At 66.0% G+C, this 16,369-nt stretch carries 11 protein-coding genes; 7 read left to right on the top strand and 4 right to left on the bottom strand.

Features of this window, described 5'->3' with window-relative positions:
- Positions 1-163 precede the first annotated feature (163 nt).
- Both IVB26_RS14935 and IVB26_RS14930 read left to right on the top strand, forming a co-directional pair.
- Positions 164-1,537, top strand: coding sequence for a cation-efflux pump (locus tag IVB26_RS14935; RefSeq protein WP_247972350.1), 1,374 nt, complete (start codon positions 164-166; stop codon positions 1,535-1,537).
- Between the two features lie 240 nt (positions 1,538-1,777).
- Positions 1,778-4,108 (top strand): PAS domain-containing sensor histidine kinase, encoded by a 2,331-nt coding sequence (locus IVB26_RS14930; protein WP_247972349.1) that lies wholly within the window; start codon positions 1,778-1,780, stop codon positions 4,106-4,108.
- A 4-nt stretch (positions 4,109-4,112) separates the two neighbouring features.
- Here IVB26_RS14930 and IVB26_RS14925 read toward each other — a convergent pair whose 3' ends face one another.
- Positions 4,113-5,006 (bottom strand): LysR family transcriptional regulator, encoded by an 894-nt coding sequence (locus tag IVB26_RS14925; RefSeq protein ID WP_247972348.1) that lies wholly within the window; start codon positions 5,004-5,006, stop codon positions 4,113-4,115.
- Between the two features lie 226 nt (positions 5,007-5,232).
- Between IVB26_RS14925 and IVB26_RS14920 the strand changes: the two genes are divergently transcribed.
- From IVB26_RS14920 to IVB26_RS14900, 5 genes are read left to right on the top strand one after another with little or no spacing between them, the layout of a single operon-like run.
- Positions 5,233-5,709 (top strand): formate dehydrogenase subunit gamma, encoded by a 477-nt coding sequence (locus IVB26_RS14920; protein WP_247972347.1) that lies wholly within the window; start codon positions 5,233-5,235, stop codon positions 5,707-5,709.
- Positions 5,706-7,262, top strand: a complete 1,557-nt coding sequence (locus tag IVB26_RS14915) for a formate dehydrogenase beta subunit (protein ID WP_247972346.1) — start codon at positions 5,706-5,708, stop codon at positions 7,260-7,262. Before IVB26_RS14920 ends, IVB26_RS14915 begins: the two co-directional genes overlap by 4 nt.
- A 10-nt stretch (positions 7,263-7,272) precedes the next feature.
- Positions 7,273-10,146: a formate dehydrogenase subunit alpha gene (gene fdhF / locus IVB26_RS14910; RefSeq protein WP_247972345.1), complete on the top strand. Its 2,874-nt coding sequence runs from the start codon at positions 7,273-7,275 to the stop codon at positions 10,144-10,146.
- 4 nt (positions 10,147-10,150) lie between these two features.
- Positions 10,151-10,978 carry a formate dehydrogenase accessory sulfurtransferase FdhD gene (gene fdhD / locus IVB26_RS14905; RefSeq protein WP_247972344.1) on the top strand — a complete coding sequence of 276 codons (828 nt, stop codon included), beginning with the start codon at positions 10,151-10,153 and terminating at the stop codon, positions 10,976-10,978.
- Complete coding sequence (locus tag IVB26_RS14900; RefSeq protein WP_247972343.1) at positions 10,968-11,201, top strand: formate dehydrogenase subunit delta; 234 nt, start codon at positions 10,968-10,970, stop codon at positions 11,199-11,201. Before fdhD ends, IVB26_RS14900 begins: the two co-directional genes overlap by 11 nt.
- Here the strand turns inward: IVB26_RS14900 and IVB26_RS14895 are convergent.
- Genes IVB26_RS14895 through IVB26_RS14885 form a run of 3 tightly spaced genes read right to left on the bottom strand, consistent with a single transcriptional unit; the run spans position 11,158 to position 16,266 of the window.
- A complete protein-coding gene (locus tag IVB26_RS14895) occupies positions 11,158-14,145 on the bottom strand; it encodes a bifunctional [glutamine synthetase] adenylyltransferase/[glutamine synthetase]-adenylyl-L-tyrosine phosphorylase (protein ID WP_247972342.1) in 2,988 nt (995 codons plus the stop codon). The two genes, IVB26_RS14900 and IVB26_RS14895, sit on opposite strands and share 44 nt — an antisense overlap.
- Positions 14,142-15,602, bottom strand: a complete 1,461-nt coding sequence (locus tag IVB26_RS14890; RefSeq protein WP_247972341.1) for a sensor histidine kinase — start codon at positions 15,600-15,602, stop codon at positions 14,142-14,144. The genes IVB26_RS14895 and IVB26_RS14890 overlap by 4 nt, the downstream gene beginning before the upstream one ends.
- A complete protein-coding gene (locus IVB26_RS14885; RefSeq protein ID WP_035965648.1) occupies positions 15,586-16,266 on the bottom strand; it encodes a response regulator transcription factor in 681 nt (226 codons plus the stop codon). The genes IVB26_RS14890 and IVB26_RS14885 overlap by 17 nt, the downstream gene beginning before the upstream one ends.
- Between the last annotated feature and the right edge of the window lie 103 nt (positions 16,267-16,369).

Raw genomic sequence — 16,369 nt, 5'->3', positions numbered from 1 at the left:
ATACAGATCGTGGGCACGCTGCGCTTTGCCCACCCTACGAGACTGGCGCACGCGGCCGCTCAATTCGGAAGCATTCGCAATTGCTTCGCTCCTGCAACTCACTAGCGACTACTTCTGTGGATCATCGCTTGATGTTCACCCACGCCCTGCTAAATCCCCCGCCATGACCTCCCAGCACGACAAAACCTCGGTCGCCGCGATCTCGATCTTCGCCAGCGGCGGCATGGCGGCGGCCAAGTTCGTGGTCGGGATCGCGATCGGCTCGCTCGCGCTGATCTCCGAGGCCCTGCACTCCTCGATCGACCTGATCGCGACCATCATCACCTGGGCGGTGGTGCGGGTGTCCGACAAGCCGGCGGACGAGGAGCACCATTACGGCCACGGCAAGCTGGAGAGCGTCTCGGCGCTGGGCGTCACCGCCCTGCTCTACGTGCTCGCCGGTGGCATCCTGGTCGAAGCCTATAGCCGGCTGCGCGAGGGAACCCCGCCGCCAACCATCTCGGCCGTGCCCTTCGTGGTGCTGGTGATCGACATCATCGTCAATCTTTGGCGCGCCCGCGCCCTGCACCGCGCCGCGCGCGAGACACGGAGCCAGGCGCTCGCGGCGGACGCGCTGCATTTCGCCTCCGACGTGATGGGCTCGTTCGCTGTGATCATCGGCCTGATCCTCGCCGGCCTCGGTTTCTGGTGGGGCGACGCCGCCGCGGCCGCCGCGGTCGCCGTGATGATCGCCCTGCTCGGGCTGCGCATGGCCGGCTCGACGGTGCAGACGCTGGTCGACCGCGCCCCGGAGGGCGCGCAGGAAAAGGCCACGGCCGCGATCCGGAGCGTGCCCGGCGTGATCGACGTCGAGCGGCTGCGGGTGCGCATGGTCGGCGCGACCACGTTCATCGACACCATCGCAAAGGTGCCGCGGACCTATCCGATCGACCGGGTCGAGGACATCAAGCGCAACGCGCAGACCGCCGTCGCCAAGGCGTTCGGCGATGCCGACCTCACTTTCGCTGCGGTGCCTGTCGCGCGCGACAACGAGACCGTGCGCGACCGCATCATGGTGATCGCGCGCAATTCCGGGCTCGCCATCCACCACGTCACGGTGCACGATCTCGGCGCCAAGCTGATCGTCAGCATCGACCTCGAGGTCGACGGCGGAATGCAGCTCGATGCCGCCCATGACGTCGCCAACACCCTGGAGCGTAACATCCAGGTGGAGTTCGGCGAGGACGTCGAGGTCGACGTCCACATCGAGCCATTGGAACCGGAACTGCCGTTCGGGGTCGATGCCACGCCGGAACGGGTGCGGACGATCGCCGCCGCGCTGACGGAATATGCCGCCGGCGGCGACATCCACGACATCCATAACGTCCGTGTCCGCAACACCGATGCCGGCGAGATCGTCAATTTCCACTGCCGCGCCACGCCGTCGATGAGCGTGATCAAGGTGCACGAGCATGTCGACGCGATCGAGCGCGCGTTGCGCCGCGCGTTCCCGAGCGTGAAGCGCGTCATCAGTCACGCCGAACCGCCGCGCGCGTGATGCGGCGCACGAGACGAGGAACGTGCGAGGAGTCACACGTTCTCGTTTCGGACTCCTCGCGCCCGTGACTTTGCGGACGCATGATGCGCAAACTGCGCGTGGGATAAGAATAATTTCGCGTTAACGATTCGTTGACTCTCGACAGCCCGCGAAAACTGGATTCAAATCGCTGTGATTCGGAAGCGATGTGGGGCTGCTTCCGGACTTCAGTTGCAAGCTGGTTTTCAGGGGGCCGAAGGCATGTCGCGTGCAGACGCCGCGAACGCGTGCGTCCAATCCGATTCGATCAAGGGATTGGCGCAATCGATCGCGAAACCTGCCTATCATCGGCTCTTGATCGCAGAGCCGGCGCTTCGTCGCGCCGTGCCGACGCTCATCATCGCGTTCCTGATCACGATCTGCCTCGGCGCGTTCGTGCAGGTCGTCGATCAGACGCGCCAGAAGCGCATGGTGATCCGCCACGACATCTCGGCGCTCGCCGATCTGCTCGCCGAACGCATCGACCGCCTCACCTCCGTGCGGCAGGAGCGGCTCAAGAACATCGAGAGCCTGCCGGCACTGCTGCCCGATCTGATCCCGACCTGGGGCACGGCCACGGGCCGCCACGTCATCGTCACCTCGGCCGGCATCGACCGCCGCGTTCTCGCCCGCATCCCGATCGACAGCGATCCTTCAGGCAACGACCGCCTGCTCGATGCCATTACCACGGCGCAACTGCTCGCGGCGCCGACGCGCGACGGCAACATCTCCGACATGACGCTGCCGAGCGGCAACGCCGCGATGGCGACCTCGCGGCAGATCAAGTCGATGCCCGGCTTCGTCACCGTGATCCAGGAGCGCAACGAGCCGATCTGGGGTTCGGACGCCGCGCTCTCGGTGACGCTGTCGGCGACCACCGGATTCGTCGTCCTGATCCTCGGCTTCGCCTTCCACTGGCAGTCCACCCGCGCCCGCGAGGGCGACCTCATCAACGACGCCGTGCGCGGCCGGATCGACACCGCGCTCAACCGCGGCCGCTGCGGCCTGTGGGACTGGGACCTGTCGCGCGGCCGGATCTTCTGGTCGCAGTCGATGTTCTCGATGCTCGGCCTCGACGGCCGCCACGAGCTCCTCACCTTCGGCGAGGTCAACGCGCTGGTGAAGTCCGACGACATCGACCTGTTCGCGATCGCCGACCAGCTCATCTCCGAGAAGATCGACCACATCGACCAAACCTTCCGCATGCAGCATGTCGACGGCCATTGGATCTGGCTCCGCGTCCGCTGCGAAAAGACGCGCGGGGCGACCGATTCCAGCGTGCACCTGATCGGGATTGCCGTCGACATCACTGAGCAGAAGAGCCTCGCCGAGCGCACCGTCGAAGCCGACCTCCGCCTGCGCGACGCCATCGAGACCATTCCGGAAGCCTTCGTGCTGTGGGATGCGAGCGACCGCCTGGTGCTCTGCAACTCGCACTTCCAGCGCCTGCACAAGCTGCCTGACAGCGCCGTCATTCCCGGCACCTCCTACGAGACCGTGCTCGAGGTCGGCCGCATGCCGGAGGTGCGCACCCGCCACAACGAGACAGCGAGCCAAGGCCCGGGCGCGCGCACCTTCGAAGCCCAGCTCGACGACGGCAGCTGGCTGCACATCAGCGAGCGCCGCACCAAGGACGGCGGCTACGTCTCAGTCGGCACCGACATCACCCGCATCAAGGAGCACGAGCAGAAGCTGGTCGACAACGATCTGCGCCTGCGCGCCACCGTCATCGACCTGAAACGTTCGCAAGCCGCGCTGGAGCGCCAGGCGGTCGAGCTCGCTGATCTCGCCGAGAAATACCAGCGCGAGAAGACCCGCGCCGAGGAGGCCAACCAGACCAAGTCGAAGTTCCTCGCCAACATGAGCCACGAGCTGCGCACGCCGCTCAACGCCATCATCGGCTTCTCCGAGATCATGGGCTCGGGCATGTTCGGCGAACTCGGCAGCGAAAAGTATCAGGAATACTGCCAGGACATCCTGACCAGCGGCCACTATCTGCTCGAGGTCATCAACGACATCCTCGACATGTCCAAGATCGAGGCCGGCCGCATGAAGCTCGACCTGGAAGAGCTCGACCTGGCGCAGACGCTGGCGGAATCCCTGCGCGTCGTCACCGGCCGGGCCCAGGACAAGCACCTGACACTCGATGCCGACATCGCAAAATCCATCTCCGTCGTCGCCGACCGCCGCGCCACCAAGCAGATCATCGTCAATCTGCTCTCCAACGCCGTGAAGTTCACGCCCGACGGCGGACGCATCGTGGTGCGCAGCCGGCAGCTCGACGACAGGATCGTGCTGATGATCGCCGACACCGGCATCGGCATCGCGCCGCATTCGCTGACACGGCTCGGCCGCCCGTTCGAACAGGTGGAGAGCCAGCTCACCAAGACCTATCACGGCTCGGGCCTGGGCCTCGCGATCGCCCGCTCGCTGGCGCAGCTCCATGGCGGCTCGATGCGGCTGCGCTCCAAGCTGGAGGTCGGCACCGTCGTGCGCGTGACCCTGCCGCGCGACGCCGTCAAGGCTGTGTCGGGCATATCGGCCGCAGCTTGATCCGCTACAATTGCAGCGTCGGCGCCACTTCGCGCGCGACATTGACCAGGGCTGCGATCAGCGGCGTCATCGGATCGCGCTGCGGGATCACCAGGCCGATGCTGTAATTGACCTCGGGATCGGTGATCGGGATCGAGCGCACCGTGTCGGAAAGACCGAGCGTCTCGGCGAGCTTGGCCGGCATCACGCTCGCCCAGCGCCCGGTCTTGACATGCGTGAACAGCACCAGCAGCGAGTTCGAGGTCAGCGTCGGCGTCGCCTCGGCGCCGACCGAGCGTAGCGCGCGGTCGATGATGCGGCGGTTCTGCATGTCGGGCGTCAGCAGGCATAGTGGCACCTGCCCGACCTCCGTCCATGTCACCGTCTCGCGGTCACCGAACATCGCATCCGGCGCGGTCAGGAGACGATAGCTCTCATTGTAGAGCGGAATGGTCCGCACCTTGCCGATCGGCTCGTTCTCGATATAGGTCAGCCCCGCATCGACCTCGAGATTTTCGAGCAGCCCCAGCACCTCGGACGAGGTGGTGGACTGGATGCGGAAGCGCACCTCCGGATGCCGGGCGCGGAACGGCGTCGTCAGCGCGGCGACCATGCCGAGCACGGTCGGGATCGCAGCGATGCGGATCTCGCCGGAGAGCTGATGCTTCAGCCCGTTGATCTCGTCGCGCATCGCGCGGGCATCGCCCACGATCCGCCGCGCCCAATCCAGCGCTCGCTCGCCTTCCGGCGTAAAGCCTTGGAAGCGGGACCCGCGCTGGACCAGCATCACCCCGAGGATCTCCTCGAGCTGTTTGAGTCCGGTCGACATCGTCGGTTGCGTCACGCCGCAGACCTCCGCCGCGCGTCCAAAATGACGCTCCTTCGCCAGCGCCAGCAGCAGTTCAAGCTTGTCGATCAACCGGGCGTCCCCTCGAATTCCATCGTGGCATGCAAGCTAGCACGCCGGGCCTGCGCCAACACGCAAAAACCGGCAGACCGATACAACTTTCATTGCCATTTCGCATCGATCGATTGCGGTTGCAAATCGATCCGAATTCGCAATCGCAGCACGGGACAGCTTTATTGATCTTCGAATGATTCCAACTAGTTTGCGCCAAAGGAAACGCTCAGGTTGAGAACGAAGAATGACAGCGGTTTTTGAGCCTTGGAACGAGACGCGCGGCGCCGAAATCATCGGCGAACATGCCAACCAAGAGGGTGCGACGCTGGTCATCTTGCATGCGCTACAGGAGGCATTCGGCTACGTGCCGGAGGCCGCCATTCCCATGGTGGCGCAGGCGCTCAATCTGTCGCGCGCCGAAGTGCATGGCGTATTCACGTTCTACCATGATTTCCGCCACAAGCCGGCCGGCCGTCATGTGCTCAAGCTCTGCCGCGCGGAGGCCTGCCAGGCCGCGGGCGGCGATGTGCTGGCTGCGCGCGCAGAAGCCAAGCTCGGCGTGTCGCTCGGCAACACCACGGCCGATGATCGCGTCACGCTGGAGCCGATCTACTGCCTCGGCCTGTGCGCGACGGCGCCGTCCGCGATGCTCGACGGCCGCCTGATCGGCCGCCTCGATCAGAAGCGCCTTGATGCGCTGGTCGCGGAGGCGCAACGATGAGCATGCGTCTCTACGTCTCACGTGATGCCGGTGCGTTGGCCGTCGGCGCCGACGAGGTCGCGCTGGCATTGGAGCAGGCTGCCGCGAAGCGCGGCGTGGCCATCGAGATCGTCAGGACCGGCTCGCGCGGCATGTACTGGCTGGAGCCGCTGGTCGAGGTGGCGACGCCGCAGGGCCGCATCGCCTTCGGCCCTGTCACCGAGGCCGATGTGCCTTCCCTGCTCGATGCGCTCGCCAGCAACACGCCGCATCTGCTGCGGCTGGGGGCGACCGACGAGATCCCCTGGCTGAAGCGCCAGACCCGTCTTACCTTCGCCCGCTGCGGCGTGATCGATCCGCGCTCGCTCGACGACTACCGCGCGCACGACGGTTACAAGGGACTTGAGCGCGCCCTGTCGCTCGGCACGGATGCGATCCTCACCGAAGTCACGGCATCGGGCCTGCGCGGCCGCGGCGGCGCGGGCTTTCCGACCGGCATCAAGTGGAAGACGGTCGCGCAGGCCAAGGCCGACCGCAAATTCATCGTCTGCAACGCCGACGAAGGCGACAGCGGCACCTTCGCTGACCGCATGATCATGGAGGGCGATCCCTTCCTGGTGATCGAGGGTATGACCATCGCCGGCATCACCGTCGGCGCGACCAAGGGCTACATCTATATCCGCAGCGAATATCCGCACGCGGTGGAGGCGATGAATGCCGCCATTGTAGCCGCCAAGCGCGGCGGCTATCTCGGCGACAGGATCGGCGGTTCCACGTACAGCTTCGATCTCGAAGTCCGCGTCGGTGCCGGCGCTTACGTTTGCGGCGAGGAGACCTCGCTGCTGGAAAGCCTCGAAGGCCGCCGCGGCATCGTGCGCGCCAAGCCGCCGCTGCCCGCCCATCACGGCCTGTTCGGCAAGCCGACCGTCATCAATAACGTGCTGTCGTTCGCCGCCGTCCCCTTCATCCTCGCCGAAGGCGCCAAGGCCTATGCCGATTTCGGCATGGGCCGCTCCCGCGGCACGATGCCGATCCAGCTCGCCGGCAACATCCGCCATGGCGGCCTGTTCGAGACCGCGTTCGGCGTGACGCTCGGCGAGCTCGTCGATGACATCGGCGGCGGCACGTTCACGGGCCGACCGGTCCGCGCCGTGCAGGTCGGCGGGCCCCTCGGCGCCTATTTCCCGCGCGCACTGTTCGACACGCCGTTCGACTACGAGGCCTTCGCCGCGCGTGACGGCCTGATCGGCCATGGCGGCATCGTCGTGTTCGACGACAGCGTCGACATGCGCAGGCAGGCGCGCTTCGCCATGGAGTTCTGCGCCGTCGAATCCTGCGGCAAGTGCACGCCCTGCCGGATCGGCTCGACCCGTGGCGTCGAGACCATCGAGAAGATCATCAACGGCGAGCGCGTGCACGAAAATCTCGCGCTCGTCGAGGACCTCTGCAACACCATGAAATTCGGCTCGCTCTGCGCACTCGGCGGCTTCACGCCCTACCCCGTGCTCAGCGCATTGAAGCACTTCCGAGAGGATTTCGCACCCGTGCCGACCACGCTTCAAGCCGCGGAATAGGAGAACGACAATGTCTCTGATCGAGGAAATCGACTTCGGCACGCCGGCTTCCAAATCGGAAACGATGGTGACGCTGACCATCGACGGCAATGAGGTCACAGTGCCCGAGGGCACCTCCATCATGCGGGCCGCGATGGACACCGGCCACCAGATTCCAAAGCTCTGCGCCACCGACATGGTCGACGCGTTCGGCTCCTGCCGTCTTTGCCTCGTCGAGATCGAGGGTCGCGCCGGCACGCCGGCGTCCTGCACCACGCCGGTGATGTCCGGCCTCGTCGTGCACACCCAGACCGAGCGGCTCAAGAAACTCCGCAAGGGCGTGATGGAGCTCTACATCTCCGACCATCCGCTCGACTGCCTCACCTGCGGCGCCAATGGCGACTGCGAATTGCAGGACATGGCCGGTGCAGTCGGCCTGCGCGATGTGCGCTACGGCTATGAGGGCGAGAACCACGTCTTCGCCAAGTCGGACGGTTGCAGCAACGACCACTGGATGCCGAAGGACGAGTCCAATCCCTACTTCACGTACGATCCGTCCAAGTGCATCGTCTGCTCGCGCTGCGTCCGCGCCTGCGAGGAGGTGCAAGGCACCTTCGCGCTGACCATCTCCGGCCGCGGCTTCGACAGCCGTGTCTCGCCGGGCATGAGCGAGAGCTTCCTCGGCTCCGAATGCGTCTCGTGCGGCGCCTGCGTGCAGGCCTGCCCGACCGCAACGCTGACCGAAAAGTCCGTGATCGAGATCGGCCAGCCCGAGCACTCCGTCGTCACCACCTGCGCTTATTGCGGCGTCGGCTGCACCTTCAAGGCCGAGATGCGCGGCGAGGAAGTCGTGCGCATGGTGCCCTACAAGGACGGCAAGGCCAATCGCGGCCATTCCTGCGTCAAGGGCCGCTTCGCCTGGGGCTACACCAACCACAAGGAACGCATCCTCAACCCGATGATCCGCGAAAGAATCGAGGATCCCTGGCGCGAAGTGTCCTGGGACGAAGCGTTCTCGTTTGCCGCCGCCAGGATGCGCGGGATCCAGAAGACATTCGGCCGCGACGCTATCGGTGGCATCACATCGTCCCGCTGCACCAACGAAGAAACCTATCTGGTGCAGAAGCTGATCCGTGCCGGCTTCGGCAACAATAATGTCGACACCTGCGCCCGCGTCTGCCACTCCCCGACCGGCTATGGCCTCTCGACCACGTTCGGCACCTCGGCCGGCACGCAGGATTTCGACTCGGTCGAAGACACCGACGTCGTCGTCATCATCGGTGCCAACCCGGCGTCCGCTCACCCGGTGTTCGCCTCGCGGCTGAAGAAGCGGCTGCGCCAGGGCGCCAAGCTGATCGTGATCGATCCGCGTCGCACCGAGATGGTGGAATCGCCGCACGTGAAGGCGCTGCACCTGCCCCTGATGCCCGGCACCAACGTCGCCGTCATGACCGCGCTGGCGCATGTGATCGTGACCGAAGGCCTCGCCAACGAGGCTTTCGTGCGTGAACGCTGCGACTGGAGCGAGTTCGAGGAATGGGCGGCGTTCGTCGCCCAGCCGAACAACAGCCCGGAAGCCACCGCCATCCTCACCGGCGTCAATCCGAAGGACCTGCGCGAAGCAGCCCGCACCTACGCGACCGGCGGCAATGGCGCGATCTATTACGGCCTCGGTGTCACCGAGCATAGCCAGGGCTCGACCACGGTGATCGCAATCGCCAACCTCGCGATGGTCACAGGCAATATCGGCCGTCCCGGCGTCGGCGTGAACCCGCTGCGCGGCCAGAACAACGTGCAGGGTTCCTGCGACATGGGCTCGTTCCCGCACGAGTTGCCCGGCTACCGCCACATCTCCGGCGATGCCGTACGCGACCAGTTCGAGGCGCTGTGGAACGTCAAGCTCAATCCTGAGCCGGGTCTGCGCATTCCCAACATGTTCGATGCCGCGGTCGAAGGCACGTTCATGGGGATCTACGTGCAGGGCGAGGACATCCTCCAGTCCGATCCCAACACCAGCCACGTGGTGGCGGCGCTGTCGGCGATGGAATGCGTCATCGTCCACGACCTCTTCCTCAACGAGACCGCGAACTACGCCCATGTCTTCCTGCCCGGCTCGAGCTTCCTCGAGAAGGACGGCACCTTCACCAATGCCGAGCGGCGTATCCAGCGCGTGCGCAAGGTGATGACACCGAAGAACGGCATGGCCGACTGGGAGGTCACCATCGGCCTTGCCAAGGCGATGGGCTTCGAGATGAACTACAGCCACCCGTCCGAGATCATGGACGAGATCGCAGCCCTCACTCCGACCTTTGCCGGCGTCTCCTACGCCAAGCTCGACGAGCTCGGCTCCGTGCAGTGGCCCTGCAACGACAAGGCGCCCGAGGGCACGCCGGTGATGCATATCGACGGCTTCGTCCGCGGCAAGGGCAAGTTCGTCGTGACCGAATATGTCGCAACCGATGAGCGCACCGGCCCGCGCTATCCCCTGCTGCTCACCACCGGCCGCATCCTCAGCCAGTACAATGTCGGCGCGCAGACCCGACGCACCGAGAACGTGGTGTGGCATGCCGAGGATCGCCTCGAGATCCATCCCCACGATGCCGAGCAGCGCGGCGTGCGCGAGGGCGACTGGGTGCGGCTGAAGAGCCGTGCCGGCGAGACCACGTTGCGTGCGGAAATCACCGACCGTGTCGCGCCCGGGGTCGTCTACACCACCTTCCACCATCCGGACACGCAGGCCAACGTCATCACGACGGAATATTCGGACTGGGCGACCAATTGTCCCGAATACAAGGTCACGGCGGTGCAGGTATCGCCCTCGAACGGCCCGTCCGACTGGCAGAAGGCCTATGATGCGCAGGCGCGCCAATCGCGTCGCATCGCGCCGGCCGAAGCCGCGGAGTAAGCGCATGCACGTAGCGGTCCAGGCGATCGATCGCGGAATCTGGCGCAACGGTGTGGCGTCAGAAGGAACGCGATTCATTCCGGAGGAGACACCGCTGGCGCTGACCTATAATGGCGGCACCTACGCCGTCATGATGGGAACGCCGCAGAACCTGGAGGATTTTGCCGTCGGCTTCAGCCTGAGCGAAGGCATCATCAAGTCAGTCGACGACATCAAGTCGCTCGAGATTGTTCGTCTCGATGACGGCATCGAGCTCAGGATGTGGCTGGCGCCGGAAGACGCGGCGCTCATCAGCGAGCGCCGTCGCCATGTCGCGGGACCCACCGGCTGCGGCATCTGCGGTATCGAGTCCATCGCCGAAGCCGTGCGGCCTGCGGCGGGGGTGCCGCAAGGGCAGAGCTTCACGCCGGAAGAGATCATGGCGGCGATGCAGGCGATCGCGCCGCTGCAATCGATCAATCTGCAAACCCGCGCGGTGCACGCCGCGGCGTTCTGGTCCCCCGCCGGCAACATCGTCGCGTTGCGCGAAGACGTCGGCCGCCACAACGCGCTGGACAAGCTCGCGGGCTCGCTAGCACGCAGCCGCACGGATGCGCGCGGCGGCATGGTGTTACTGACGAGCCGCGTCTCGGTCGAGATGGTGCAGAAGGCGGCCGCGATCGGCGCACCGGTGATGATCGCGGTGTCCGCGCCGACCGCGCTCGCGGTGCGCACCGCGGAAGCCGCCGGCATCACGCTGATCGCGATCGCCCGACAGGACGGATTCGAGATATTTACGCACGGCAGCCGGATCGCGGCTCGCCATGCCACGGAGGTTGCCGATGTCGCCTGACCGCCTGATCTACATGGCCAACCAGATCGGCACCTTCTTCCGCAGCCAGGGCCACGACAAGGCCGTGCCGGGAATTGCCGAGCACATCAAGAAATTCTGGGATCCCCGGATGAAGCGCGCGATCTTCGCCCATCTCGATGCCGGCGGCGCGGGCCTGGAGCCGAACGTACGCGAGGCGCTCACCTCGCTGAAGCAGGCGACGTCCCTTCCAGCAGCGCCGTAAATACGCGCCTCACCTCGCCCTGCGTTTCCTTCACGCGCGCTTCCAGCGACGAAAAGTCGGGCGCATCGCCGGCCCGCGCCATCACGCGCAGGAGGTCGGTGCCCGCGGTTTCCGGCTTGAAACGGTCGCTGACGCAGAGCCGCAGGATCTGCGTCAGGTCGTGATAGAGCCGTGCGGCGGCACGCAAGATTTCGGTCTCCGACTGCGGGAGCACGCCGAGCCTGCAGGCATTTTCCAGCACCTGCAGCGTACTGACGTCGAGAATCTCCGGCTTGTCGTGAGCGTGCACGAGCTGGAGATATTGCGCGATGAAGTCGATATCGACCATGCCGCCGGCGGCGTATTTGAGATCCCAGCAATCGCCCTCGCCCTTCTCCTGAGCGATCGCGCGCCGCATGTCGGCGACGTCGTTGGCGGTGATGGCGAGGTCGCGGCGGCGGGTCAGGACGCCGCGAATGACCCGCTCGATCCGTTCCCGGAATTCGGGCGAGGCCGACACCACGCGCGCGCGGGTCAGCGCCATATGCTCCCAGGTCCAGGCCTCGTTGGCCTGATAGTCGGCGAACGAGACGAGGCTCGAGGCAACGGGGCCGGCGCGTCCCGACGGCCGTAACCGCATGTCGATCTCGTAGAGCACGCCATAGTTGGTGCGCGTCGTGAATGCGCTGATCAGGCGCTGGGTCAAGCGGGCGAAGTAATGCGCGCCCTGAAGCGATTTCTGCCCATCGGAGTCCGGATTGTCGCTGTCGAAATCGTAGAGCAGGATCAGGTCGAGATCGGACGAGGCCGTCATCTCGCGGCTGCCGAGCCGGCCCATCGCGATGATCGCGGTCTCGTGGCCCTTGATGCGGCCGTGCTGGGCGGCAAAGCGCTCCTCAACGAGGCCATGCACGGTGTGCACGATGCCTTCGGCGACATCGGCAAAGGCCGTGCTCGCCTGCTGCGCCGAGACGGTGCCGGAGAGGATCCGCGTGCCGATCAGGAACAGGCTCTCCTGCCCGAACAGGCGCAGGCGATCGAGGAACTCTTCGTATGAGCCGGCATCCTGCACGGTCGCAGCTAGCCGTCCCGACAATTCCTGCCGGTCCGGCATGGCGCCGAAGAAGCGCGGATCGATCAGGCCGTCCATCAGCTGCGGCTGCCTTGCCAGCATCTCGCCGAGCCGCGGCGCTGCGCCCAGCACCAACGCCACCAGCGCGACGAGGTCGCGGTTCTGACCGAGCAGCGTGATCAGCCGGCCGCCGCGCTGGAGCGCACCGAGGAAATGATCGAACGCCACGACGGCGCGATCCGGTTCCTCGGCATGGGCAAGCCCGTCGATCAGGGCCGGCACGAATTCGACGAAGGCGTTCCGCGTCGCCTCATTGCGGAACACGCGATAGTCGCCCGTGACCCAGTCGCGCACCGTCTGCGCGACGGCGGCAGGCTTCTTGAAGCCGAGCGCCACGAGGTGCTGGAGCAGGCGCGGATCGTCGGGACCTGCGCTGTAGTCGAGCGCCGGCAGCTTGGCCGTGCCGGTCGGATCGTCGCCCTCGAATAGTTTTTCGTAGTGCCCCTGCACGATCTTGAGCTGCCGCAGCAAGTCGCTCGCAAAGGCTTCGCGATCCGCATAGCCGAAGAAGCGCGCGAAACGTTCGACCGCGTCCTTGTCTTCGGGCAGCGTATGGGTCTGCTCGTCGGCAATCATCTGGATGCGATGCTCGACCCGGCGCAGGAATTCGTACGCAATGGTCAGCTCGTCGCGCGCAGCGGAGGTGATCCAGTTGCTGGAGGCGAGAATGTCGAGCGCTCTCAGCGTCGGCCGCACCCGCAATTCCGGATGACGGCCGCCGGCGATCAATTGCTGGGTCTGGGCAAAAAACTCGATCTCGCGGATGCCGCCGCGGCCGACCTTGACGTTGTGCCCCTCCACCGCGACCTCGCTCTGGCCGCGATAGGTCTGCATCTGCCGCTTCATGTCGTGGACGTCGGCGAGCGCCGCGAAGTCGAGATGCTTGCGCCAGACGAAGGGCGCGATCTCGGCGAGCAACGCCTCGCCCGCCCGGGGATCGCCGGCGCAGGCACGCGCCTTGATCATCGCGGCGCGCTCCCAGGTGCGCCCTTCCCGCTCATAATAGTTCAGCGCGGCGTCCCGTGAGATAGCCACCTGGGTCGAGGACGGATCGGGCCGCAGGCGCAGATCGACGCGGAAGACGTAGCCGTCGTAGGTGCGCTGCTGCAGGATACGCGCCATGCCTTGCGTGACCCGGACGAAGAACGGCTGCGGCTCGATGTCCGCCGCCAGCGTCGTCGCATCAGGATCGAAGAACACGATGAGATCGATGTCGCTGGAATAGTTCAGCTCGCCCGCGCCCATCTTGCCCATGGCGAGCACGATCAGCCCGCAGCCCTCTTCGGGCGCCTCGGGATTGGGCGGCGAGAGCTTGCCGCGTGCGGCTTCCTGCCGCAGCAGATATTGCAGCGCCGCCTGCACCGAGGACACAGCGACCTCGGTCAGCGCCGCCGTCACCCGCATCACCGGCCATACGCCGCCGATGTCGCACAAGGCCGTCAGCAGCGCGGCCTCCGCTTTCATGCGACGAAGCAGCCGCATCACCTCGGCCTCATCCGCCGCCGCGAGCACCGCGCCCCTGGCATCCGCGATCAGCGCCGTCAGATGCGAATCCGGATCGCATTCGAGCAGCCGGATCAGGCGCAAGGCATCAGCGCGCACCAGATCGAACAGATAGGGCGAGAATTCCGCAATACCGGCCAGGATATCCCGCGCGAAGGGATGAGCCAGCAGCGCTTCGAGACGGGCCGATTGGGCCGGCTCGAGCTCGCTCAGCCAGCTTTCGAAACGTCGTTCGTCGGTTGTGGAAGCGGCAATATGGGGAGCTTCCGCAAAGCGCGCGGCCAGCCTCTCACCATGCTTGTCCGCGTTTCCCGGCGCGGAGTGGTTCATGCCACCTTCTGTGGCACATCCGGTATTGGCGGAGCAACCCTGTCGCCGGCGCCCGCGCGCGCCGGCAGCACCAGCGTGGCGACGAGACCGGGCTGGGCGTCGCCCAGCCGCAATTCGCCGCCGTGCAATGTCGCAACCGCGGAGGCGAGGCTGAGGCCGAGGCCGGAGCCCGGCAGCGTGCGGCTCGCTTCCAGCCGCACGAATCGCTCGACCGCATGCTTGCGGTCGGCCTCGGGGATGCCGGGGCCGCGATCGGTGACGCTGAGCAGCACTTGGTCGCCGTCGCGCCTCGCCTCGATCGTGATCGGCCTTGTGTCCATGCTGACCACGGTTCCGCCGGTCTGCGCCGCCGGCTTGCCGTATTTGATCGCATTCTCGACCAGATTGGCGAGCGCCTGGCTGATCAATTCGCGGTTGGCGTGAACCGGCGTCGGCTCGGCCCTGACCTTCAAGGTCATGCCGTCGTCCTCGGCGAGCGGCTCGTAGAGCTCATGGATGCCACCCGCGACCTCGGCGGCGTCGAAATCGTCCATGTTGCCGCGCGCCTGTCCGGACTCGGCGCGCGCGATCATCAGGAGCGCGTTGAAGGTGCGGATGAGACCGTCGGATTCCTCGATGGTCCGCTCCAGTGCCGCCCGGTAATCGGCCTCGCAGCCCGATTTCGCCAGCGCCTCCTCGGCGCGGTTGCGCAGGCGCGTCAGCGGCGTCTTGAGATCATGGGCGATGTTGTCGGAGACCTCCTTCAGCCCCGCCATCAGCGCCTCGATCCGCTCCAGCATGGCGTTGAGATTTTCGGCGAGGCGATCGAGCTCGTCGCCGCTGCGTCCCACCGGCAGGCGCTCGCTGAGGTCGCCGGTCATGATGCGCTGCGCGGTCCCCGTCATGGCGTCGATGCGTCGGAGCACGCGGCGCGCGACGAAGACGCCGCCGCCGAGGCCGAGCACCACGACGATCAGGACTGACCATTGCGCGGCCTTGGCCACGATGCCGAACAGCCGCCGCCGCTCGGCAAGGTCGCGGCCGATCAGGAGGCGGAATCCGTTTTCCAGTTCGGTGACGCGCACCAGCGCGCGATGGTCGCGGTCATCGGCGTCCTCGATGCGGCGGTAGGCGGTCTCCGACCAGCCGCGCGTCGCCATCACGCCGGGCGCCAGCGAGCCGACATTGCCGGCAATCGCCTGCCCGGTCGGCGTGGTCACGAGGTAGAGGTTGGCGCCCGGCCGCAGCGCCCGATACTCGATCGCCAGCACCAGGCCGCGCAGGCCGCGGCGGCCGTAGATCTCGGAGATCTCCGAGGTCTCGGCATTGACCGTCTGCGTGATCTCTTCAGTGATCAGCCGCCGCGTATTCCAGGCAAAATAGGCCAGCAGCGAGGCCGCGAACATCGCGAACAGCAGCAGATAGACCAGCGTGAGCCGGAACGCCGTGGTGCGGACGAGTTTACCGAATGCCGTCACGGATCATGTACCCGGCGCCGCGGATCGTGTGCAGCAGCGGCCGCTCGAAGCCCTTGTCGATCTTGGAGCGCAGCCGCGAAATGTGCACGTCGATCACGTTGGTCTGCGGATCGAAATGGTAGTCCCAGACGTTCTCCAGCAGCATGGTACGCGTCACCACCTGTCCCGCATGCTTCATGAGATATTCGAGCAGGCGGAATTCGCGTGGCTGGAGCGTCAGCTCGTCCTTGCCGCGGGCAACGCGATGGGAGAGCCGGTCGAGTTCGAGGTCGCCGACGCGGTAGAGCGTGTCCTCGGCGGGACCACCGCGGCGGCGCGACAGCACCTCGACCCGGGCGAGGAGCTCGGCGAAAGAATAGGGTTTTGGCAGATAGTCGTCGCCGCCGGCACGCAGGCCCTTGATGCGGTCGTCGACCTGTCCGAGCGCGGAGAGAATCAGCACCGGCGCCGTGTTGCCCTTGTCGCGCAGCGCGCCGATCAGCGACAGGCCGTCGCGCTTGGGCAGCATGCGATCGACCACCAGCACGTCATAATCGCCGCTCTCGGCCATGGCGAGGCCTTCCTCGCCGTCGGCGGCGTGATCGGCAATGTGTCCGACTTCGCGAAACGCCTTCACGAGGTAGTCGGCGGATTCACGGTCGTCTTCGATAATGAGCAGGCGCATCGTGCGTTCGGCGGCGGTCAAGGAGGTCAACCTTCTCTAAACATGGCGCGAGCGGCAATCGCATGCAAGCCGAGGGGGAGACTCTGGCATCGAGAAAAAGGCG

It is taken from the genome of Bradyrhizobium sp. 195 (genome assembly GCF_023101665.1).
Lineage (GTDB): Bacteria > Pseudomonadota > Alphaproteobacteria > Rhizobiales > Xanthobacteraceae > Bradyrhizobium.
This window is presented reverse-complemented; position numbering and strand designations above follow the sequence as displayed.